This is a genomic window from Mycobacterium sp. NGS49, from assembly GCF_059812565.1.
In genome coordinates this window covers 203,286-223,887 of record NZ_JCALCX010000004.1, presented here as the reverse complement: position 1 = coordinate 223,887, position 20,602 = coordinate 203,286, and the positions used below count along the sequence as shown (strand labels likewise).

Here is a 20,602-nt window from a genome sequence, read left to right as displayed (position 1 = left end):
ATCATCGTGACCGGTCGTTACCCGAATGCGACCAGGTCAACGAGTGTCCGGCCCGAATCCTAATCGTTAGCCAACCGCGACCAACCGCTACGGCCGCGACGGGCCTGCCGGCCGGACCGGCTGTGTTTCACTCGCCCAAGAACAGATTCCACCGCACAAGCGGCAGCTGAGAGTTGGGATGGGTAGAAACGATGAAGTTCGTTGAAAAGCTGCGTGGCGCAGCGACAACCATGCCTCGCAGGTTGGCTATCGCCGCTATCGGCGCAGCGCTGCTGACCGGTCTGGTCAGCGCGGTCGGCGGTTCGGCAACCGCGGCCGCATTCTCCCGGCCGGGCCTGCCGGTCGAGTACCTGCAGATCCCGTCGCAGGCCATGGGCCGCAACATCAGGGTCCAATTCCAGGGCGGCGGACCACATTCGGTGTACCTGCTGGACGGCCTGCGCGCCCAGGACGATTTCAGCGGCTGGGACATCAACACGCCCGCCTTCGAGGAGTTCTACGGATCCGGGATCTCGGTGATCATGCCGGTCGGCGGCCAGTCCAGCTTCTACAGCGACTGGTACCAGCCCTCTCAGGGCAACGGCCAAAGCTACACCTACAAATGGGAGACCTTTCTCACCCGCGAGATGCCCGCCTGGCTACAGGCGAACAAGGGAGTGTCACCGGTCGGCAATGCGGCGGTAGGCCTTTCGATGTCGGGCGGTTCCGCACTGGTGATGGCGGCGTACTACCCACAGATGTTCCCCTACGCGGCGTCGCTGTCGGGCTTCCTCAACCCCTCCGAGGGCTGGTGGCCGACCCTGATCGGACTGGCCATGAACGACGCGGGCGGCTACAACGCCAACAGCATGTGGGGGCCGTCCACCGACCCGGCCTGGAAGCGCAACGACCCGATGATGCAGATCCCGCGCCTGGTCGCGAACAACACCCGGATCTGGGTCTACTGCGGCAACGGCACACCCAGTGACCTGGGCGGCGACAACATGCCGGCCAAATTCCTGGAGGGCCTGACGCTGCGCACCAACCAGCAGTTCCAGCAGACCTACGCGGCCAGCGGCGGACGCAACGGGGTGTTTCAGTTCCCGGGCAACGGAACTCACTCCTGGAACTACTGGAACCAGCAGCTGATGGCCATGAAGCCCGACATGCTGCAGGTGATCAACGCGGTCAACGCGCCGGCTCCGGCTCCGGCACCGGCACCGGCACCGGGGAACCCCACCGGCGCCTGAACCGGGCGATCGCCCACCAGGACCACATCGGCAGCAGCGCAACGGCCAGCGCTGCTGCCGATGTTTCTGTTCGGCCGGCCCGCCTACCCCATCAACCCGCGCTCGTCGGCGTGCAGGTACGTGTAGCAGGTCGTCACCGCGCACACGAACGCGGCGACGCCGAGCATCTGAGTACCGCTGACCAGCAGGCTGATGGCACCGCCGATCGCGGCACCGAGCATGAAGGTCGCGAGCATCATGAAGTAGCCGAACCAGTCCTCGATTCTCCCGCCGGCGATATGACGCTCGATGCCCTGACCCATCTTGACCAGGGTGCCCGTCACGTAGCTCAACGGCACCGACACCTCGCCGTCCTTGACGAAAGAGGTGTTGAGCGCTCCGATCCCGAACACCACGAACATGATCGGCACGAAGTCGAGCAGCGACTCCTCCCACCCGCCCAGGACGATGTCAAGTGCAGTGGCGAACATCAGACAGAACGTGGTCAGCACGGTCGGGCCGTGCGGGTGCTGCGCCCAGAACCGGCGCCGGCACACCGAGGAGACGATGACACCCGCGACGAAGCACAGCAGCAGCGCGCCGGCGCTCAACGACAGCGTCACGTCGTGACGAAACACCCCCAGCACCGCACGCTGGGCGTTGCCGGTCATGAACGTGACGAAGTATCCCTCCGAGTGGGTGAACGCGGTGGCCCCGAGCACCCCGGCCAGGGCAGCCAAAACCCACGCCAGTCTGGCCTCGCTGTCGTACATCTCTTTTTGCACACCAGCATGCTTCCAGAACCTGGGGGTTACGGCTCACCGAGCGTGGATCAGGCCGCCGTCAACCGGGCAATCGACCGCAGCGGAATCGGCAGCCAGGTCGGCCGGTGCCGTGCCTCGTAACCGGCCTCGTAGACCGCCTTGTCGAGCTCGTAGGCGGCCAGCAGCAGCGCCGAATCCCGCGGGTCGACTCCGCAAGCGGCCGCATACCCGTCACAGAACGCGGTGCGATTGCGTTCGACCCATTCCCGGGCCCGGGCCGCCTTCTGCTTGTCGGCGGCATTCTCCACCAGCGGCCCGTAGGCCGCGTACTCGTAGGACCGCAGCACCCCCGCCACGTCGCGCAACGGTGAGTCGGGCGCGCGCCGCTCCTGCAGCGGCTGACCCGGCTCGCCTTCGAAATCGATCAGTACCCAGCTCTCCGGGGTGCGCAGCACCTGCCCCAGGTGCAGGTCGCCGTGCACGCGCTGCACGGAGATCTGCTCTTCGGCGAGCTTGCCGAATCGTTCTTCGATCGTCGCCGCGTACGGCTCGAGTTCGGGAACCGCGACAACGGCCGCCGTCAGCCGCGACAGCACGTGGTCCAGCGGAAACGCGGTCTGTGACGTCCCGAGTGTCTCGGCCAGGCTGGCATGTACGGACGCCACCGCCTCGCCGAGCCGGTAGGACTCGCCGGCGAAGTCGCCGCCGACCTCGTGCGCATAGAGGTCACCCTCGGCGAACAGGTCGCGCACGCTGGCGGTGGCCATGGCCCAGCCCTCGGCCGCATTGGCGGCGAACGCGGTGACCATGCCCAGCGGCGACGACGCGTCGGGATCGTCGGGCGGTCCCACCTCGTAAGCGCCGAGCAGTCTGGCCACGTGCGGGTTGCCCGCCCGTCCCAGCACCCGGTTGAGTTCGATATCGGGATTCACGCCGGGGCTGACCCGGCGGAACACCTTGAAGATGGCGCTCGGGGCCCGGTCGAAGATGACGCTGGTGTTGCTCTGCTCGGCGTCTGACACCCGGGGATAGGCGTCCAGCGGCAATTGCGCGCCGGGCTCTTTGGAGAACCTGACCTGGGTTTCGGCTTCGCCGGAAACGGCCGCGGAGTCGATCAGCGCCAGCAGGAACTGCGCGGCCGACGGGTCGTACAACGCGTCGAAGCCGGTGTGGTCTTCGACCGAACCGATGGTGGCCAGGGTGCTGTACTCGGTGACCGGCTCGGTGTCCCAGCCCACGATCACCTGGTAGCGCTCGGTGAAACCGTCGGCATAGCCGACGTCGACCAGCACCAGGTCCAGGTTGTCGCGCAACGGGACGACCAGGGCGGCGTCGGCGGTGGACAGCCGGCGGTTGCGTCCGGCGTACCAGCGTTGCTGCGGCAGCCAGTCGGCCCAGGGCAGTTTGGCGGGCATCATCGTCGCGGAGCGGGTCATCGGTCCTCCTCGGATGCGGACAGCTGGAACCAGTAGAACCCGTGTCCTGGAAGCGTCAGAAGATAGGGCAGGTGCCCGATCCGCGGGAATTCCACCTGTCCGGTGAGTTCAATTGGGATGTAGCTGTTCCACTGCTGCAGGTTCAATTCGATCGGCTGAGGGAACCGCGACAGATTGTTGACACACAACACCACGTCGTTTTCGGCGTTCTCGCGCGGCACTTCCCGCACATAAGCCAGCACCGACGGATTGGACCCGCCGAGTTCGTGAAATGACCCGACGGCGAACGCGTCGTGCCGGCGGCGCACCGCCAGCATGGTGCGGGTCCAGTTCAGCAACGACGTCGACGTATCCCGCTGGGCCTCGACGTTGACCGCCTGGTAGCCGTACACGGAATCCTGGTTGGTCGGCAGGTAGAGCCGACCCGGGTTGGCGGTGGAGAATCCGGCGTTGCGGTCCGGTGTCCACTGCATCGGAGTCCGCACTCCGTCGCGGTCACCGAGCCAGATCACGTCGCCCATGCCGATCTCGTCGCCGTAGTACAGCACCGGCGAACCGGGCAGCGACAACAGCAGCGCGGTGAACAGCTGCATCTGGTTGCGGTCGTTGTCCAGCAGCGGCGCCAGCCGGCGCCGGATACCGACGTTGGCCTTCATCCGCGGATCCTTCGCGTACTCCGCGTACATGTAGTCGCGCTCTTCGTCACTGACCATCTCCAGCGTCAGCTCGTCGTGATTGCGCAGGAAGATTCCCCACTGGGCCAGGTCCGGAATGTCGGGCGTCTGGGCCAGGATCTCGGAGATCGGAAACCGGGACTCCCTGCGCACCGCCATGAAGATGCGCGGCATCAACGGGAAGTGGAACGCCATGTGGCATTCGTCGCCCCCGGTGCTGGGATCGCCGAAGTATTCGACGACGTCGGCCGGCCACTGGTTGGCCTCGGCCAGCAGGACCCGCCCGGGATATTCGTCGTCGACCACCTTGCGCACCCGCTTGAGAAAGGCGTGCGTCTCCGGCAGGTTCTCGCAGTTGGTGCCTTCCCGCTCGAACAGGTAGGGCACCGCGTCCAGGCGGAACCCGTCGATGCCCAGCTCGAGCCAGAACCGCAGGACGTCGATCATCGCTTCCTGAACGGCGGGGTTGTCGTAGTTCAGGTCCGGCTGGTGTGAGAAGAAGCGGTGCCAGTAGAACTGGCGGCGCACCGGATCGAACGTCCAATTCGATTCCTCGGTGTCGACGAAGATGATTCGCGCGTCGGTGTACTTCTCGCTGGTGTCGCTCCACACGTAGTAGTCGCCGTACGGTCCGTCGGGGTCGTGCCGGGACTCCTGGAACCACGGGTGCGACTCGGATGTGTGATTCATCACCAAGTCGGTGATCACCCGGATCCCGCGCGCGTGCGCCTCGTCGATCAGCGCGACGAAGTCCTCGACGGTGCCGAACTCGGGCAGGACCTTGTAAAAGTCGCGGATGTCGTAGCCGCCGTCGCGTAGGGGCGAATCGTAGAACGGCGGCAGCCAGAGGCAGTCGACCCCGAGCCATTGCAGGTAGTCCAGACGGTCGATGAGTCCGCGCAGGTCACCCGCACCGTCGGCGTTCGAATCGAAGAACGCCCGCACCAGCACCTCGTAGAAGACTGCGTGCTTGAACCAGGTCGGATCGGCGGGCAGGGCAGCCGCGTTGTCGAAGTCCTCGGCGGTCGGGTGTTCGACCACACCCCCTTCGACGTGACTGCCCGCGGCTGGATGGTGCACGGGATCTTGCCTTGCGGCGCTTATCGCGTCATTCATCAAATCCACGATGCCACGGGTACCCGACGCACCTGGTTAAGAATCACCGAGGGCAGTGAATCTGCGAACATGACCCCGAATTACGGCCAGCACCAAACGAATTGACTCGATCAGGCCGGGGGCCCCTCCGCCAGTGTCACGTTTTCGGTACGCGCCACACCAGACTTGGAGGTGTAACTGATCGAGACCGTGTCGCCGGGGTGGTGTCCGTTGAGCGCATCGGACATCGCGGTCGCCGAGTTGATCGGGACACCGTCGATCGCGGTGATGACATCGCCGGTGGAGATGCCGGCGGCCGCTGCCGGAGCGTTGCCCACGACGCGCTGGACCCGGGCGCCACTGCCGTTGTTGTCGACGACACCGAGGCCGAGGAAGGCCGTCGGGCCGACGTGCACGGTCGGCGACCCGCCGCCGGAGCGAATCTGGTTTGCGATCCCCATCGCGGTGCCGATCGGGATCGCGAAGCCCTGGCCGCCCTGCGACATCTGGAAGTTCTCGGTGGCCGCGGTGTTCATCCCGACCACCTGGCCCGCGCCGTTGACCACCGGTCCGCCCGAGTCGCCCGGCTGGATCGCTCCTTCGAACTGGATCAATCCGTTCAGCGTCTCCGCGGCCCCGGTCAAGGCGTCGGACGCCTGGACGGTCTGGTTGACCGCGATCACCCGGCCGGCCACTGCGCGGGGCGTGCCGCCCTGGCCGCCGGTGTTACCCATGGCCACGACCGGCTCACCGACGCTGACGCCGCCGCCGATGGCGGCGGAGGGCAGCCCGCCCGCACCACGCAGCTGCAGCACCGCGACGTCCTGGGTGCGGTCATAACCGACCACGTCGACCCCGTAGGTACGGCCGTCGCCGACGCTGAAGGCGCTGATGTCGGTGGCACCCGAGATGACGTGGTTGTTGGTCAGCACGACGCCATTGGGGTCGATGACGATCCCGGTGCCGGCTCCCACCGCGTTGTTGTAGCCCAGCTTGGTATTGATGTTGACCACCTGCGGTCCCACCTGACCGACAAGCGCGGACGGATCCAGCGGGACCGAAGGGAATTGCTTGAACGGCGACGCCAGCGCGGGCGCCGGTGGAGTTGCCAGCCCCGATCCGAAGACCATTCCGAAGACGGCCATGACGGCAACCAGCCATGACCACGTGAAAGAACGGTGGTGCGATTTCCTCATCCCGTGAACCTCCTGCGTCGGATGAAAAGTCAATTATCCCAGCCGTAAGGTCCGGGGCTGGTTGGGCCCAGATACTTACTGTCTCGACCACCGTAATCCAGATACCCATTTAAACGGTGGACAGGCACCAATTCGGCTAAATCCCGGATCGCATCCGAGCCGAATGGGCACCGCGTAAATCCAGCCTAAGCCGAGGGACCCGGCGCGCCCGTCGTCAGAAGGCCTAATCGGGCAGGTCGAATGGTGACTCACATCACCGGGCAATGCGGGTTCGGGCCGGTTCTAGGCTGGCCTGGTGGACACCCGGGACTGGTTCGCCCGATCGCCCGTCGCGCGCATGGCCACCGTCACCCCCGACGGGGCGCCGCACCTGGTGCCGGTGGTGTTCGCGGTGGACGGCGATGTCGTCTATACCGCGGTGGACGCCAAACCAAAGAAAAGCCGGCGGCTGCGCCGCCTTGCCAACATCGAACACAATTCGGCGGTCAGCCTGCTGGTCGATCACTATGCCGATGACTGGACGCAACTGTGGTGGGTGCGGGTCGACGGCACCGCCGGCATCGCCACCGACGGCGACATCGTGCGCACCGGCTACCGGTTGCTGCGCGCCAAATACCCGCAATATCAATCTGTCCCATTGGACGGCCCGGTGATCGCGATCAACGCGACCCGCTGGTCGGGCTGGCACGCCTGACACCGGGCTGCCGGCCGGCTCTTGTGCTGGGCCGCGGTTGGGGGAAAAGTTGCTAATGCGTCCTGTGGGCTGGATCACGCCGCGTGCGGGAGTCGGCGGCACCCCGGGAGAACTGGAGGAATGTCATGGCCGACAGAGTGAGTGCTTCCCAGGGCGCGGGATCGGCTCCCACCGCAACCGGTCCTGACGGGATCCGCAACGTCGTGCTGGTCGGGCCGTCGGGAGGCGGCAAGACCACCCTGGTCGAGTCGCTGCTCGTGGCCGCCGGCGTGTTGTCGCGGCCGGGTTCGGTCACCGAGGGCAGCACCGTCTGCGACTTCGACGACGCCGAGATCCGGCAGCAACGATCCGTCGGCGTCGCCGTGGCGTCCCTGGCGCACGGCGGGATCAAAGTCAATCTGATCGACACACCGGGATACGCGGACTTCGTCGGTGAACTGCGGGCCGGGCTGCGGGCCGCCGACTGCGCCCTGTTCGTCATCGCGGCCAACGAAGGCGTCGACGAGCCCACCAAATCACTCTGGCAGGAGTGCAGCCAGGTCAATATGCCGCGCGCGGTGCTGATCACCAAACTCGACCACGCCCGCGCCAACTACGCCGAGGCTCTCGATGCTGCCCAGAACGCCTTCGGCGACAAGGTGTTACCGCTGTACCTGCCGACCGGCTCACCCGTTTGCAAGGGCTTGATCGGGCTGCTGTCCCAGACCCAGTACACCTACTCCGACGGCAAGCGCACCGAGTCGGCGCCGGACCCGGCCGAAGCCGGGCAGATCGAGGAGGCGCGCGGCACCCTGATCGAAGGCATCATCGAGGAGTCCGAGGACGAGTCACTGATGGAGCGTTACCTCGGCGGCGAGACGATCGATGAAGCGGTCTTGATCCAGGACCTGGAAAAGGCCGTGGCCCGCGGGTCGTTCTTCCCGGTGATCCCGGTGTGCAGCAGCACCGGCGTCGGCACCCATGAACTGCTCGAGGTCGCCACCCGCGGCTTCCCCTCGCCGCGGGAACACCCACTGCCGGAGGTCTTCACGCCACAGGGCGCCACCCACGACGAACTCGCCTGCGATGTCGACGCACCACTGCTGGCCGAGGTGGTGAAGACGACGTCGGACCCCTACGTCGGGCGGGTCAGCCTGGTCCGTGTCTTCTCCGGCACCATCAAGCCGGATGCGACGGTCCATGTGTCGGGCCACTTTTCCTCGTTCTTCGGCAACGGCAGCAACGGGCACGGCACTACGCACCCCGACCACGACGAAGACGAGCGCATCGGCGTGCTGTCGTTCCCGCTCGGGAAGCAGCAACGGCCCGCGGCCGCCGTGGTGGCCGGCGACATCTGCGCGATCGGCAAGCTCAGCCGCGCGGAAACCGGCGACACGCTGTCGGACAAGTCCGAGCCGCTGGTGCTCAAGCCGTGGACGATGCCCGAGCCGCTGCTGCCGGTCGCCATCCAGGCACACGCCAAAACCGACGAGGACAAGCTGTCGGTCGGGTTGGGCCGGTTGGCGGCCGAGGACCCCACGCTGCGAATCGAGCAGAACCCGGAGACGCACCAGGTGGTGCTCTGGTGCATGGGCGAGGCCCATGTGGGCGTGGTGCTCGACGCGTTGTCCAATCGCTACGGCGTGTCCGTGGACACCGTCGAGTTGCGGGTGCCGCTGCGGGAAACGTTGGGCGGCAAGTCCAAAGGGCACGGTCGACATGTGAAGCAATCCGGCGGTCACGGCCAGTATGCGGTATGTGACATCGAGGTGGAGCCGCTGCCGGAGGGCGCGGGGTTCGAATTCGTGGACAAGGTGGTCGGCGGGGCGGTACCGCGCCAGTTCATTCCCAGCGTGGAAAAAGGCGTCCGGGCGCAGATGGAGAAAGGCGTACACGCCGGCTATCCGATGGTCGACATCCGCGTCACCCTGCTCGACGGCAAAGCGCACAGCGTCGACTCGTCGGACTTCGCGTTCCAGATGGCCGGCGCGCTGGCGCTGCGCGAGGCCGCGGCGGCGACCAAGGTGGTCCTGCTCGAGCCGATCGACGAGATCTCTGTGCTGGTGCCCGACGACTACGTCGGCGCCGTGATGGGCGACCTGTCCGGCCGTCGGGGCCGGGTACTGGGCACCGACACCGCGGGGCACGAACGCACCCTGGTGAAAGCCGAAGTGCCACAGGTCGAACTGACCCGGTACGCCATCGACTTGCGCTCCCTGGCGCACGGCGCGGCGTCGTTCACCCGCTCCTTCGCCCGCTACGAACCGATGCCCGAATCCGTGGCCGCCCGGGTGCAGTCGACGGTCTGATTGTCGCGATACATGTCGACGGTAAATGGACTTCCGGCCCACATCCTGTTCAATCACCTGGTCGTCGTACTGGGTCCGCTGGCGGCAATCCTGGCGATCCTGTGTGCGGTGTGGCCGAAAGCGCGCCGGCGCCTGATCTGGCTGACCCTGACGCTGGCGGTGGCCACCCTGGCCGCGACGCCGTTGACCACCGGCTCGGGCGCCTGGCTGGCCGGCAAGGTGGGAGATTCGCCCGCCATCGGCAAGCACGCCGAGCTCGGTGAGACTCTGATCTATTTCGTTGCGGCACTGGCGATTACCGTGACGGCACTGGGCATCGTGCAGCTGCGCCTGGCGCGCGGGCGCCCTGTCAGAGCGGTTGCGCATGTCGCGGTCGGCGTGCTGGTGGTGGCGGCGGCCGTGGGCACGCTGGTGCAGACCTACCGCGTCGGTGATTCGGGTGCGCGCGCGGCGTGGGGCGGCATCACCGGGTCAAGTCAACCCGGCTGACCGAACCGCGTCGCCACGGCGCGACGATCCAGTGAACCTTTGGCGGTGTGCGGCAACTCGTCAGCCGCCCGAAAGCTGCCCGGAATCTCGAAGGGAGCCAACCGTTCCCGGCAGAACTCGGTGAGTTCATCGGCGGTGGGCGCCGCACCGCGGGGCACGATCACGGCCGCGACGGCTTCGCCGTACATCGGATGCGGAACCCCGAACACGGCGACCTCCATCACCTTGGGGTGGGTGGCCAGCACGCCTTCGACCCGCTCCGGCGAGATCTTCTCGCCGCCGCGGTTGATCAGTTCCTTGATCCGTCCGCGAATGCTGAGGTCGCCGGCCTCGGACAGGGTGCCCAGATCGCCGGTGCGCAACCAGCCGTCGGTGAAATTGGCCTCGGTGATCTTGGGGTCGCCGAGGTAACCGCGCACCACGGTGGCGCCCCGCAACCACACCTCCCCGACGGCGCCCGGCGCGACGGGCGCTCCGTCGTTGCCGGCGATGCGGATCTGCGGCCCGGTGGAGCGGCCGACCAGACCGGCGGAAACGGCGGGGTTGACTTCCTGGTCGATACCGGTGCTGGCCACCTGGTGGGTGGCTTCGGTCATCCCGAAGGCGCACAGCACCGGCGCGGAGAACTCCGCCTGCAACGCCCGAGCAACCTCCGGCGTCAGCGGCGCGCTGCAGCTGCGGATGAATCGCAAAGCGGATTTCGGGCTTTCGTCTGCTGACGCCCACTCCAGCAGGATCTGGTGGATCGTCGGCACGGCCGTGTACCAAGTCGCCCCGACGGTCTGGATGTCGTCCCAGAAGGTGTGCGCGGAGAACCGTCCGCGGGCGGGCAACAGCACCGTCCCGCCCGATGCCAGCGTCGACAGCAGGGCGGCGATCAAACCGTGGCCGTGATACAGCGGCATCACCGCGACCGTCGCGTCCTGCGGCCCCAGGCCATAACCGGCGACGATCGCCTGCACCGAGCTCGCGATGTTGTGGTGCGTCCACGGAACCATCTTGGGCAGCCCGGTGGTGCCGCCGGTGAACATGATCATCGCATCGTCGTCGTGCAGGCCCGCCGGCGAGTCCGTCGGCGGGGCGGGCTCGGTGGCCGCCTTCAGACGCGCCGAGCAGGCGCCGTCCTCGAAACTCACGGCCACCTGCCACCACCCGGACCCTTCGCCGTCGACGAGCACGGCACGGGCGCCTGCCGCCTCGCTGCGCGCGCGCTGGTCGGCGACCGGCAGGGCCGGGTCCAGCGGGACCACGATCAGCCCCGCCCGCAGTCCCGCAAGCAACGCGATGACGAACTCTGCGTTGCTGCCGGCGCGTAAGGCCACCCGGTCGCCGGGTGCCAGACCGGCGCGGGTCAGTCGGCCGGCCAGGTCGTCGGCGAGACGCAGCAGCTCACGGTAGGTGACCGGAATGCGGTCCGCAGTGACGACGAGGGCGTGACCGTCCGGCATGCGGGTGGCCGCGGCCTCGATCAGATCGGTGACGCGCGAGTTCTGCACGGATGTCATCAGCCGCTCCTTTGTCCGGACTTACCCAGAACCTTGCCGGTGCCGCATACCGCTGTCCAATACCGATCCGCTACCGGTCGATAAACGACGTAAATCACCGGATAGCGACCGGGTCTTGGACACTGCCGCCGAACCGGACAACAGTGAGGTCCAGCAGACGAGACGAGAAAGGGGCAGCCGCCATGAGCCAACCGCTGACCGACGGCTTTCACCTGATGGTGGACGCATTGAAGGCCAACGACGTCGACACCATCTACGGCGTCGTGGGCATTCCGATCACCGATCTCGCGCGTACCGCCCAGTGCGCGGGGATCCGCTACATCGGCTTCCGCCACGAAGGCTCAGCCGGTAACGCCGCGGCCGCCGCCGGGTTCCTGACTGCGCGGCCCGGTGTGTGCCTGACCACATCTGGCCCCGGTTTTCTCAACGGTCTGCCCGCACTGGCGAACGCCACCACCAACTGCTTCCCGATGATCCAGATCTCGGGATCCAGCGGCCGGCCGATCGTGGACCTCCAGCGCGGCGACTACCAGGACATCGACCAGCTCAATGCGGCCCGACCCTTCGTCAAGGCGGCCTACCGGATCGGACGGGTGCAGGACATCGGCCGCGGTGTCGCGCGCGCGATTCGCACCGCGGTCTCCGGCCGCCCGGGCGGTGTCTACCTGGACATACCGGGTGAGGTGCTGGGGCAGGCCATGGAGGTTTCCGCGGCGGCCGAGTCGATCTGGCGCGTCGTGGACCCGGCGCCCCGGCAACTGCCGGCACCCGATGCGGTGGATCGGGCGCTCGGCATCCTGGCGCGGGCGCGGCGGCCGCTGATCGTGCTGGGCAAGGGTGCAGCATATGCGCAGGCCGACAACGTGATTCGGGAATTCGTCGAGAGTGCCGGGATGCCCTACCTGCCGATGTCGATGGCCAAGGGCCTGCTGCCCGATTCACATCCTCAGTCGGTGGCCGCCGCGCGTTCGCTGGCGATCGGCCGCGCCGACGCGGTGCTGCTGGTCGGGGCGCGACTGAATTGGCTACTGGGACACGGCGAGTCACCGCAATGGTCGGCGGGCGCCAAGTTCATCCAGGTCGACATCGCCGCCTCGGAGTTCGACAGCAACCAGCCGATCGACGCACCGCTCGCCGGTGACATCGGCTCGGTGCTGTCGGCGTTGCGCGACGGCCTGGCCACCCGCCCAGTCAGCGTGCCGCAGGCTTGGACCGCCGAACTCGCCGAGCGCAAGGCGCGCAACGACGCCAAGATGCGCGAGCGGCTGTCCGAAGATCCCCACCCGATGCGGTTCTACAACGCACTCGGCGCGATTCGCACCGTGCTGCAACGCAACCCGGACGTCTACGTGGTCAATGAGGGCGCCAATGCGCTCGATCTGGCCCGCAACGTCATCGACATGGAGTTGCCCCGGCACCGGCTGGACACCGGAACGTGGGGCGTGATGGGCATCGGCATGGGTTACGCCATCGCCGCCGCGGTCCAGACCGGCCGGCCCGTGGTCGCCATCGAGGGTGACAGCGCGTTCGGCTTCAGCGGCATGGAGATCGAGACGATCTGCCGCTACCGGTTGCCGGTCACCGTCGTCATCCTCAACAACGGCGGCGTCTACCGGGGCGACGAATCGGTCGCCGGATCCGACCCGGCACCCACGGTGCTCAACTCGGGCGCACGGCATGAACTGCTCGCGGAAGCGTTCGGCGGTAAGGGATATCACGTGACTACGGCCACCGAACTGCTGGCGGCGCTGTCGGAGGCGGTGGCGTCGCAGCGGCCCGCCCTGATCGACTGTCAACTCGACCCGGCCGCCGGGGTCGAGAGCGGCCATCTGGCCGGCCTCAACCCGACGAGCGCGGCGAAAGGCTAACGGCCCGACGTGAGATTGCGTAGCTGCGCGGCGAAGAACTCGTCGAGGTCGAGCCGCTGCGCCGAGGCGACCAGGGCACGCGCCACCGGAGATCCCGGACCAGATGCGTTGGTGGCCAGCCCGATCAAAGCCCGGGGAGCCGGATCGACCAGTTCGACCGCCCTGATCTCGCCCCGCGTCGGTGTCATCCACAGCCAGGTGTGCGGCACGATGGTCGCCCAGTTACCGTTCGCCACCTGTGCGAACAATGATGCGACGGAATCCGTTTCGACTTGCGGGTGGACGGTGAGGTCATGCTCGGCGAAAGCCGCGTCGATGACCTGCCGGTCGCGCATGTCGGTGGTCAGTAGCGCCAGTGGCAGTTGCGCCGCATCCGGCCAGCGCAACGTGGACGCGCCGGCCGGCAGCATGTCCGATCGCGACAGGAGCACGTACTGCTCCTCGTAGAGCGGCAGGAGAGCCACATCCTGGCCGTCCTTTCCCTCCGTCGGGTGCGCGATGACGGCGTCGAGTTCGAACTCGTGCAGCCGCCGGTACAGCTCGGTGGTGGCCAGCCGCGAGCTGATGTGGACCTTTGCCAAGGGGTGGGCCGAGCAAAACGCCGAGAGCACCAGCGAGGCGGTCGTCGACGCGGTCGGCACGGCGCCGAGCCGCAGCGTCCCAGTGATGCCGGACTGTACGGCATGCACTTCGGCCTTGAAGGCGTCGTGTTCGGCCAGAATGCGCTTGGCCCATACCACCAATCGCTCCCCCTCCGGGGTCAGGCCTTCGAAGCTGTGCCCGCGGTTGATCAAGGTGACGTTGAGTTCGCGTTCCAGCTTGGCGATCGCCGCCGACAGCGCAGGTTGTGAGACGAAACACTTCTCCGCGGCGCGGGCGAAATGACGCTCCTGCGCGACCGCGACGAAGTACTCCAGCTGACGGAAGAGCACCCGCACCTCCTCCGGGCCGTGGGGCACGATCCCGCTGAGGCTAACGCGTCGATCCCGGGCAGGCCAGTCCCGCGCCGGAAGTGCGCCCGCTACGCCGGAAATGTTTGCTATGGCCCGTAGCGGTCATACTGCCACTAGAATGCGGTGTTGTGTTCATCGCACCGTCCCGAAGGGTAAAGGCCATGCGTCGAGCGGTTCGTTCTCTGTTCGTTCTGGTGGCCATTGCGACGATGGCTGCGGCAGGGTCGGGTAGTCCGGCCACCGGCGCCGTCCCCGTCCCGCACCCATTGCCCGGCGTCGCGTCGATATTCCCGTCCCACGGTGCGGTGGTCGGGGTAGGCGCCCCGGTGGAGGTGACGTTCACCGCCCCGGTGATCGATCACCGCGCCGCTGAGCGGTCCATCCGCATCAGCTCACCGAACAACATGACAGGTCACTTCCAGTGGCTCGACGGAAATATCGTGCAGTGGGTCCCGGACGGGTACTGGCCCGCGCACAGCCACATATCGGTCGGAGTGCAGGCGCTCACCGAAGGCTTCGAAACCGGCGACGCGCTGCTCGGTGTGGCAAGCATCTCCGCGCACACCTTCACGGTGAGCAGAAACGGCGAGGTGCTGCGCACCATGCCGGCGTCGATGGGCAAGCCCAGTCGTCCCACGCCGATCGGCAATTTCAACGCCATGTCCAAGGAACGCACCGTCGTTATGGACTCGCGGACCATCGGCATCCCGCTGAATTCCTCGGACGGCTACCTGATCACCGCCTCGTACGCGGTCCGGGTCACCGGCAGCGGGGTGTACGTGCACTCGGCACCCTGGTCGGTGAACTCCCAGGGCTACGCCAACGTCAGCCATGGCTGCATCAACCTGAGCCCGGACAATGCCGCCTGGTATTTCAACATGGTCACCATCGGCGACCCGATCAACGTGGTGGCCTGATCCGCCACCACACCGAGCTGCGGTCGCTCGGCATCGCGTAACCCGTTGCGGGCGAACCCGTCTCAGCGGTCAGGCCATACCGGCTTGGACGATCTTGACCACTAGCAGCACGACCGCCAGCAGCAGGTACGCGCGCATGGCGGCGAGGCCCACGCGCCGCGCCGTCGACATCGTCGGACGCTCGATGGCGGCGAGATCCGTTGTGTGCCATGCGTCGATTTGCTGTTGCCGCTCGGTCCGGGTCAGACGCGCAACGCGGTGCCGTCGACCCGGGAGCAGGGCGAGGGTCCCGCCCACGACGCCGATCAGAGTCCCCGCCACCAACCCGGTCGCGATCGTTTCGGTGGACAGCTGCGGAAACAGCGTGGCCGCCGTCAACGCCAGTGAAAGCAGTACCAGGATCCAGACGATCGCCCACGCGACGATGTTCTGACGCAGGGTGTTGGCCCACGGCCCCAACAGCTTTCGGTCGTTGCACAGCAAGACCAGGAAGACGGTGGCCGACGGCAGCACGACGCCGGCCAGTGCCTGCACGCCTTGGGTGATCAGACCCAGCATGAAGTCGGGACTGAACGCGACCGCTGCCGAGACCGCCAGCAGCAGCGAGTAGCCCCCGTAGAACCACGGCGCCTCGGTGATCTTCCAGTGCAGCGAATGCCGCTTGCCCAGTGCGTCACCGACCGCGTACGTGGTGGCCAGTCCGATGGCGTTGGCGCCGATCAACGACGCATCCAGCAGGATGATCGCGAAAAGCACCCCGACTACGGTCCCGCAGTGCTCGGCCAGGCCGGCGGCCACCGCACCGGCGTCGGTGAAGTTGCCGCCGGCGGCGGTACCCGCCAATCCGAACGCGGTCACCGCCATCAGAGCCGTCGCCCCCACCACCACGACAACGATGCCCAACGCCAGATCGGCTCGCGCATAAGGCATCCAGCGCGGCGTGATGCGCTTGTCCACGACGTTGGACTGCTGGAAGTACAACTGCCAGGGCGCGACCGTGGTGCCCACTATAGCGACAACCAGCAACAGCACGGTCGAGTTGAGCCCGCCCGGGAAGGTGGGCATCAAGCCGCCGACCGTCGCCGTCCAGGTCGGATGGACGAGCAGCGCCAGCGGCACGATGATGACGTTCACCGCAATCAGCAGGAACATCATTGCCTCCCAGCGCCGGAAAGACCCACCGGCCACCACTGCGAACAGCAACACCGCGGCCGCCGGGACGGCGACGATCTTGGGACAGCCCAAGAATCCGAGTGCCAACGAGACCCCGATGAACTCGGTGACGATGGTCAATGCATTGAGCAGCAACAGGTCACCGACGGCGAAGATCCCCCAGAACCGGCCGAATCGCTCAAAGATCAACCGCGCGTGGCCAACCCGCGTAACCACGCCCAGCCGCAGCGCCATCTCCTGGTTGACGTAGAGCACCGGAACCATCAGGACCAGCGTCCACAACAGGGCCATGCCGTAGTTCTGGCCGGCCTGTGCGTAGGTCGCTACGCCGCCGGCGTCGTTGTCACCGACCATGGCGATCAGGCCGGGCCCACTGATGACCAGCAGGGTCCGTAGCCGCCGCCAACGACCGCTGACGTCGGTGTCCCGCCCGAGGCGGCCGAAGGCGCCGACGATGTCGCCGCAGTGCGCACCGTCGAGCACCGCCGGTTCGGCTACCACCGGCAGCATCGGGCGGGGCGAGGAGATCGAGGTCATCGGGTTCTCTCAATCCCGCCGGCCTAGCCGACGATCACCGCAATGGGGGACCGTGCCACGTATGCGTCGGCGCGTTGCTGGGCGGTCATGTGCATCGATGCGCTCCACCTGACGGCGAAGCGGCGGCCGAGGCTGCGAATGTTCATGATGGTCATCGCACTACTCCTGACGGAAAGCCCGACCGGCTCGCATCAATCAGCGCAGCATGGCTCAACCAGCGCAATTGCCGGGGCCGGATCGGGACAGGATGGATTTCAGATACGGACTATCGCCCGGACTACTCATCTCGCCCTCACCTCCTCACGGCCGGGACACACGGGGGTGTCACCATCACATGCAGCACAAAGAAGCGAATACCCGAATCATCGGGCACACCCCTCTCGTCGGAGCTTTGACACTGCACGGCGTATCCGGCCGGAGGACCGGAAGCCACTTGGGCTCAACCCTTAGGCCGGGAGGAGCTGTCCTGACCCGGGGCGTCTTTCGACGTTGGGGGTCAGTGGCCTGTATCCGTGCAGACGCCTCACCTACCGAGGTGCTTGCAGCCTTCCATGTTGGCACCGCGATCCCGGCACGTCAAACGCAGTCTCCCGGGCGACCGGCGCGCGCCGCCCAATGCCCGGCCGATCAGCGGACCGATTCCTCCAGCCACGGCAGCATCCACTTGACCCCTTCCGGGGTGAGGTGTACGCCGTCGCTGCGCACCTTGATGCCGTCGACCTTGGCGGTGTAGACGCCGTCCGGACAGAGCTTCTTGTTGAGATCGACGATTCCCACATTCGGGCGCTGCCCAACCGCATTGCGCAGCATGGCGTTCCACTGGTTGACCCGATCCGGCTGGTCTTCCGGGTAGAGGCGGCCGTCCGGCTTCTCACCGCCGCGGCTGTACGGGACGGTAGCGACCATCACCCGGACCCCGGTCGATCCGACGATATCCAGCGCCCGGTTCAGTTCGAAGTTGAGGTACGCGTCGAAGGCCGGGTCGCCGATGTGGGTCCACTTGCCCTCGTTCACCCGGTCGACCGTCTCCCAGCGCCCGATGACCAGTAACGCGACATCCGGTCGGTCCTGGGCGATCTGGGTGGCCCAGCGTCCCGGCCAGGTGTCGCATTCCGCCCGCTGCTCCAAGGTCTGGCCGATATAGCGGTAGGGCGTGCCGCGCACCAGGCTGCACCCGATCACCGTGTGGTCGAGGAACCGGAAACCCGGGGTCGGCGGCAGATAGTGCATCATCGTCCAGCCGATCGAATCGCCGAACACCGAAACGGTGAACGGCTGATTGGGATCTCGCGGCCCCGGGGCGGGCCGGTTGTCGCCCGGCGGTGACGGAGAGATCGCCGCCACCGCGGACACCCCGGGCGGTAGTCCGACCTCGTGCAACCCGGTGCCGACCGGCACCACCAGAATGGTTGCCGCGGCGGCGCTGGCGACGGTGGCTGCGGCCAGCGGCAACAGCGGCACCCGTTGCGGCCGCCAACGCCGAATGGGTTGCTCGATCGCCCAGTAGGAGACTCCGGCCACCGCCAGGGTGACCGCGCAGCGGGCACCGAACAGGCCCGGCCCGGTCCATCCGGTGCGTTCTCCGTTGAGTACCAGGAAGATTGGCCAGTGCCAGAGGTAAACACCGTAGGAAATGGTGCCCAGCAACACCAGTGGACGCCACGCCAGTGCGCGTGCCAGCATGCCGCGCTGCTCGAGCGCCACCGGGGCAACCACGAAGACCGCGGCCATGGCGACCGCGATCAGCAGACCGTGCCGGAACTCGCTCGCGCTGCCGGTCGCGTAATGCGCCAGTGCCGCCAGCGCGGCCGCGCCCACGATCGGCAGCAACCGTGCGACCCGACGTCCCCAAGGGGTGCGGATCAGGCACCATCCCCGATTCAGCGACGACCAATCCCGGACCAGCAAGGCCGATGCCGCGGCGCCGACCAGCAGGGCCTGGGCGCGGGTATCGGTGCCGAAATAGATCCGGTCCCGGGTGCCGTCGGAGGTGAGAACCATGGCGGCAACAGCCGAAGCCACCGCCCCGAGCGTGGCAATCACGAAGGCGGCCAGTCGAACATGCCCGACGGTGATCTTGGCGAAGTAGCGCCTGGCCCGGGCGGCCAGGAACAGCGTCACCGCGATCAGCAGCACCGGCCAGACGATGTAGTACTGCTCTTCCACCCCGAGTGACCAGGTGTGCTGCAGCGGCGAGGGCGCACCCTGGGTGAAGTAGTCGGTCTTGGCGGCCACGAACCGCCAATTGGCCACCCAGGCGAAGGCGGCGATCGCGTCGCCGCGCAAACCGTCGAGCGACTGGTAGGGCAGGAACTCGCGGGCCACACCCACGGTGAGCACCATCAGCACCAGGGCCGGCAGCAGCCGGCGGGCACGCCGAATCCAGAAGCCGGTCAAGCCGATTCGGCCGGAGCGACCCAGTTCGTCGAGCAGCAACGAGGTGATCAGGAAGCCGCTGAGGACGAAGAAGATGTCGACGCCGATGAAGCCGCCGCCGACGCCGGGAATGCCGCCGTGCCCCACCAGAACCAGCGCGACGGCTATCGCGCGAAGGCCGTCCAACGCTGGAATACCACTGGGCCGGTCCCCCCGGTCCCAGGTCGCCAGCCGGCCGACCCTGCGCACCGGGGCGACCCAGCGGGATCTGGGTGCAGAACGTGCCGGCGCGGGACCCCTCCCGCCCGGCTCAGTGCTCGCGGTTAGCGCGCCCTGACCACTGCCTCGTCCGGCGCCGAATTTGATGCCGATACGTCGCTGCCCCTCCTCTTGATCCGATCCAGCTTAGGCGGACGGCGGGGCGGATTCCGGCTGCGACACGCGGAGTGCCGATGACTCGCAACGGTTTTCCCGTGCCCCCTGTCAATTGCCGGTGAACGTGGCCGCCCGGCGCTGGTGGAATGCCGAGGCACCCTCGACGAAGTCACCAGATTGCACCAGCACCGCCTGACCTTGCAGTTCGCGCTCGAGTGCGGGCTCCAACTCACGCAGACTGGCTGCGTTGATCGCGGCCTTCGTCTCTGCAAATGCGGCCGTCGGACCGGCCAGCAACGCGTGGATGACCTTGTTCGTCTCCCATTCGAGTTGCTCGGCGGGATGAACGGCGCAGATCAGGCCCCAGGCCAGGGCCTGGGCCGCGGACAGCCGTTCGTTGAGCAGCGCCATCCGCAGCGCCCGGCTGCGTCCGACCGCCGCCGCCAGGGACGCCGACGCGCCCGCGTCGGGCATCAGGCCCACCTTGGTGACCGCCAGCGTGAAATATGCGTTTTCCGAGGCCAACACGAGGTCGCACGCCAGGGCCAGCGATACTCCACTACCGGCCGCAGCTCCCTGCACCACCGCGACGACCGGCTGTGGCATCGCGGTGATCGCCCGCACCACGCGGTTGCCCTGCCTGGCGATATCGATGGCCGAGCCGACTCCGTGCCAATCGTCGACGTTCATACTGGCGCCCGCGCAGAAGGCGCGACCGGCGCCGCTCAGGCGCAGCACCTTCACGCCGGAGTCGGTCGCCACCACCTCCAGCAGATCCGCCAGCCCCGCGAGCACCGGGACCGTGAGCGAATTGAGGCTTTCCGGACGATCGATGGTCACGGACAGCACACCGTCGACACGACTGACCGACAGCCCCTTCACCGTCGGGAATTCGACTTCGTAGTAGCTCATTGGGATCCATCCTTTCGCTCCAGCGGCGGACCGTGACGTCGGAGTTTCAGCTCTGCGTGGCGCCGTCGGCTCGGGTAGAACACCCAAATGATACATAAGTGCATACGATGCATTAGCGCAGCGAATGGGCTGCGCCCATCGA

At 67.1% G+C, this 20,602-nt stretch carries 16 protein-coding genes and 1 riboswitch; of the genes, 6 read left to right on the top strand and 10 right to left on the bottom strand.

What is annotated here, in order from left to right:
* Nucleotides 1–191: 191 nt before the first annotated feature.
* A complete protein-coding gene (gene ag85C, locus AC5Y7D_RS05835; RefSeq protein WP_499922356.1) occupies nt 192–1,229 on the top strand; it encodes a diacylglycerol acyltransferase/mycolyltransferase Ag85C in 1,038 nt (345 codons plus the stop codon).
* An 83-nt stretch (nt 1,230–1,312) separates the two neighbouring features.
* Here the strand turns inward: ag85C and AC5Y7D_RS05830 are convergent, their stop codons facing one another.
* The 4 genes from AC5Y7D_RS05830 to AC5Y7D_RS05815 all read right to left on the bottom strand — a co-directional run bounded on the left by AC5Y7D_RS05830 (nt 1,313) and on the right by AC5Y7D_RS05815 (nt 6,373).
* On the bottom strand, nt 1,313–1,993 hold the full coding sequence (locus tag AC5Y7D_RS05830) for a YoaK family protein (protein WP_499922355.1): 681 nt from the start codon (nt 1,991–1,993) through the stop codon (nt 1,313–1,315).
* Nucleotides 1,994–2,040: 47 nt separating this feature from the next.
* Nucleotides 2,041–3,408 (bottom strand): maltokinase N-terminal cap-like domain-containing protein, encoded by a 1,368-nt coding sequence (locus AC5Y7D_RS05825; protein ID WP_499922354.1) that lies wholly within the window; start codon nt 3,406–3,408, stop codon nt 2,041–2,043.
* Nucleotides 3,405–5,198, bottom strand: a complete 1,794-nt coding sequence (treS, locus tag AC5Y7D_RS05820) for a maltose alpha-D-glucosyltransferase (RefSeq protein WP_499922353.1) — start codon at nt 5,196–5,198, stop codon at nt 3,405–3,407. The genes AC5Y7D_RS05825 and treS overlap by 4 nt, the downstream gene beginning before the upstream one ends.
* Nucleotides 5,199–5,308: 110 nt before the next feature.
* Nucleotides 5,309–6,373, bottom strand: coding sequence for a S1C family serine protease (locus tag AC5Y7D_RS05815; RefSeq protein WP_499922352.1), 1,065 nt, complete (start codon nt 6,371–6,373; stop codon nt 5,309–5,311).
* 292 nt (nt 6,374–6,665) lie between these two features.
* Here AC5Y7D_RS05815 and AC5Y7D_RS05810 point away from each other — a divergent pair, with 292 nt between their 5' ends.
* From AC5Y7D_RS05810 to AC5Y7D_RS05800, 3 genes are all read left to right on the top strand, one after another.
* Entirely contained in the window at nt 6,666–7,067 is a 402-nt protein-coding gene (locus AC5Y7D_RS05810; protein WP_499922454.1) for a TIGR03668 family PPOX class F420-dependent oxidoreductase, read from the top strand.
* A gap of 125 nt (nt 7,068–7,192) precedes the next feature.
* A complete protein-coding gene (locus AC5Y7D_RS05805) occupies nt 7,193–9,355 on the top strand; it encodes an elongation factor G-like protein EF-G2 (RefSeq protein ID WP_499922351.1) in 2,163 nt (720 codons plus the stop codon).
* A 12-nt stretch (nt 9,356–9,367) separates the two neighbouring features.
* Nucleotides 9,368–9,844, top strand: a complete 477-nt coding sequence (locus AC5Y7D_RS05800; RefSeq protein WP_499922350.1) for a DUF2231 domain-containing protein — start codon at nt 9,368–9,370, stop codon at nt 9,842–9,844.
* On the opposite strand, the gene AC5Y7D_RS05795 is transcribed toward AC5Y7D_RS05800, so the two are convergent.
* Nucleotides 9,832–11,349 (bottom strand): FadD7 family fatty acid--CoA ligase, encoded by a 1,518-nt coding sequence (locus tag AC5Y7D_RS05795; protein ID WP_499922349.1) that lies wholly within the window; start codon nt 11,347–11,349, stop codon nt 9,832–9,834. The genes AC5Y7D_RS05800 and AC5Y7D_RS05795 overlap by 13 nt on opposite strands.
* Before the next feature lie 182 nt (nt 11,350–11,531).
* Here AC5Y7D_RS05795 and oxc point away from each other — a divergent pair, with 182 nt between their 5' ends.
* A complete protein-coding gene (gene oxc / locus AC5Y7D_RS05790; protein ID WP_499922348.1) occupies nt 11,532–13,217 on the top strand; it encodes an oxalyl-CoA decarboxylase in 1,686 nt (561 codons plus the stop codon).
* Here the strand turns inward: oxc and AC5Y7D_RS05785 are convergent.
* Nucleotides 13,214–14,149: a LysR family transcriptional regulator gene (locus AC5Y7D_RS05785; protein WP_499922453.1), complete on the bottom strand. Its 936-nt coding sequence runs from the start codon at nt 14,147–14,149 to the stop codon at nt 13,214–13,216. The two genes, oxc and AC5Y7D_RS05785, sit on opposite strands and share 4 nt — an antisense overlap.
* Nucleotides 14,150–14,331: 182 nt before the next feature.
* Between AC5Y7D_RS05785 and AC5Y7D_RS05780 the strand changes: the two genes are divergently transcribed.
* A complete protein-coding gene (locus AC5Y7D_RS05780; RefSeq protein WP_499922347.1) occupies nt 14,332–15,087 on the top strand; it encodes a L,D-transpeptidase in 756 nt (251 codons plus the stop codon).
* A gap of 69 nt (nt 15,088–15,156) precedes the next feature.
* Here AC5Y7D_RS05780 and AC5Y7D_RS05775 read toward each other — a convergent pair whose 3' ends face one another.
* The 4 genes from AC5Y7D_RS05775 to AC5Y7D_RS05760 all read right to left on the bottom strand — a co-directional run bounded on the left by AC5Y7D_RS05775 (nt 15,157) and on the right by AC5Y7D_RS05760 (nt 20,460).
* On the bottom strand, nt 15,157–16,797 hold the full coding sequence (locus AC5Y7D_RS05775) for an NRAMP family divalent metal transporter (RefSeq protein ID WP_499922346.1): 1,641 nt from the start codon (nt 16,795–16,797) through the stop codon (nt 15,157–15,159).
* 23 nt (nt 16,798–16,820) lie between these two features.
* Nucleotides 16,821–16,952, bottom strand: a complete 132-nt coding sequence (locus AC5Y7D_RS05770; protein ID WP_499922345.1) for a hypothetical protein — start codon at nt 16,950–16,952, stop codon at nt 16,821–16,823.
* A 213-nt stretch (nt 16,953–17,165) separates the two neighbouring features.
* Nucleotides 17,166–17,339: riboswitch (M-box (ykoK) riboswitch) on the bottom strand.
* 85 nt (nt 17,340–17,424) lie between these two features.
* Nucleotides 17,425–19,422, bottom strand: a complete 1,998-nt coding sequence (locus AC5Y7D_RS05765) for an acyltransferase family protein (RefSeq protein ID WP_499922344.1) — start codon at nt 19,420–19,422, stop codon at nt 17,425–17,427.
* Nucleotides 19,423–19,656: 234 nt separating this feature from the next.
* The gene (locus AC5Y7D_RS05760; RefSeq protein ID WP_499922343.1) at nt 19,657–20,460 is read right to left on the bottom strand and encodes an enoyl-CoA hydratase; all 804 of its coding nucleotides are present in this window, start codon (nt 20,458–20,460) and stop codon (nt 19,657–19,659) included.
* Between the last annotated feature and the right edge of the window lie 142 nt (nt 20,461–20,602).